The organism is Lysobacter sp. N42, assembly GCF_004344885.1.
Genome location: NZ_SKFB01000106.1, coordinates 1 through 1,389, shown reverse-complemented (window position 1 = coordinate 1,389; position 1,389 = coordinate 1). Strand labels below are relative to the sequence as shown.

Genomic DNA, 1,389 nt, shown 5'->3' with positions numbered 1-1,389 from the left:
CTGCAGCAGCGTGCGCGCGGTGCGCGTTTCCACGCCCTCGGCCAGCGCGGCCTCGGCGCCGTTGGCCTCGGGCACCACGAGCCGGCGCCCGGCCCCGCCGGCGGCAAGCGCGGCCGGCAGCACGCCGTCCACCGCGCGCAGCTCGCCGGTGAGCGCCAGCTCGCCCACGAACTCGGCGTCGCGCAGGCCCTCCAGCGGGATCTGCCCGCTGGCGGCGAGGATGCCCAGCGCGATCGGCAGGTCGAAGCGGCCGCCTTCCTTGGGCAGGTCCGCCGGTGCCAGGTTCACGGTGATGCGCCGCTGCGGGAACTCGAACTGCGCGCAGGCGATGGCCGCGCGCACGCGGTCTTTGGCCTCGCGCACGGCGGCTTCGGGCAGGCCGACGATGCCCATGGACGGCAGGCCGCCGCCCAGGTGCACCTCCACCCGGACTTCGGGCGCGCGGATGCCCGATCGCGCACGGCTGTGCACGATGGCGAGGTTCATGGCGGCGGGCTCAGTGGCGCGGGGCGACGGGGGCGTCGGCCTGCGATTCCAGGCCGGCGACCGTGCGCTCGAGCTGCTCGAGCTTCTCGCGCGTGCGCAGCAGCACCGCGCGCTGCACCTCGAACTCTTCGCGGGTCACCAGGTCCAGCCGCGACAGGCCCGACTGCAGCACCGCACGGAAGTTCTGCTGCAGCTCGTTGCGCAGCTCCTGCGCCGATTCCCCGCGCAGGCCGGGCGGCACCAGCGAGGACAGGCGGCGGGCGAGTTCGTCGAGTTGGTCGAGGTCGATCATGGGCATGTCTCCGGCACTGCGCACAGGCTGCGCCCGCGGCCGGTTCCGGTCCGTCGGCGGCCCTTGCGGGGCGCCGTGGGAAAACTCCGAGGGATGCGCACTCTAACCCGTCGGCGGCGGACGGCGCCTGCCGGTATGCTGCCGCCACAGGAGGATGCCCGATGAAGATGGTCATGGCGGTGATCAAGCCGTTCAAGCTCGACGACGTGCGCGAGGCGCTGGCCGATGCCGGCGTGGCGGGCATCACCGCGACGGAAGTGAAGGGCTTCGGCCGCCAGAAGGGCCATACCGAGCTCTACCGCGGCGCCGAGTACGTGGTCGACTTCCTGCCCAAGATCAAGCTCGAGGTGGCGGTGACCGACGACCAGCTCGACGCCGTGGTCGAGGCCATCATGAAGGCCGCGGGCACGGGCAAGATCGGCGACGGCAAGATCTTCGTCTGGGACCTCGAGCGCGTGGTGCGCATCCGCACCGGCGAGCTGGACGCCGACGCGCTCTAGCTAGGGCCTGTTAACACTATCGCAACGATTCGATGATCAGTGCGAAGTGGATGAAGGCCGCGAACATGACGTCGAGCTTGTCGAAGCGGCTGAAGATGCGGCGGAACCCTT

3 protein-coding genes and 1 pseudogene are annotated in these 1,389 nt (G+C 71.3%); 1 reads left to right on the top strand and 3 read right to left on the bottom strand.

The window, feature by feature from the left end; translation table 11 throughout:
* Both EYQ95_RS26130 and EYQ95_RS26125 read right to left on the bottom strand, forming a co-directional pair.
* The coding region (locus tag EYQ95_RS26130; protein WP_132332140.1) for a magnesium chelatase domain-containing protein at positions 1-486 on the bottom strand (486 nt) is incomplete at its 3' end.
* A 10-nt stretch (positions 487-496) separates the two neighbouring features.
* A complete protein-coding gene (locus EYQ95_RS26125; RefSeq protein WP_132332142.1) occupies positions 497-778 on the bottom strand; it encodes an accessory factor UbiK family protein in 282 nt (93 codons plus the stop codon).
* A 161-nt stretch (positions 779-939) separates the two neighbouring features.
* On the opposite strand from EYQ95_RS26125, the gene EYQ95_RS26120 reads away from it, so the two are divergent.
* A complete protein-coding gene (locus EYQ95_RS26120; RefSeq protein WP_132332138.1) occupies positions 940-1,278 on the top strand; it encodes a P-II family nitrogen regulator in 339 nt (112 codons plus the stop codon).
* Positions 1,279-1,294: 16 nt separating this feature from the next.
* Here the strand turns inward: EYQ95_RS26120 and EYQ95_RS26115 are convergent.
* Positions 1,295-1,389 (bottom strand): annotated as a pseudogene (locus EYQ95_RS26115) (IS5/IS1182 family transposase); the annotation flags it as partial.

What these genes read in the sequence shown, in the direction of transcription:
- EYQ95_RS26120 (WP_132332138.1), top strand. Translation starts at nt 940, where the DNA reads ATGAAGATGGTCATGGCGGTGATCAAGCCGTTCAAGCTCGACGACGTG.
- EYQ95_RS26125 (WP_132332142.1), bottom strand. Translation starts at nt 778, where the DNA reads ATGATCGACCTCGACCAACTCGACGAACTCGCCCGCCGCCTGTCCTCG.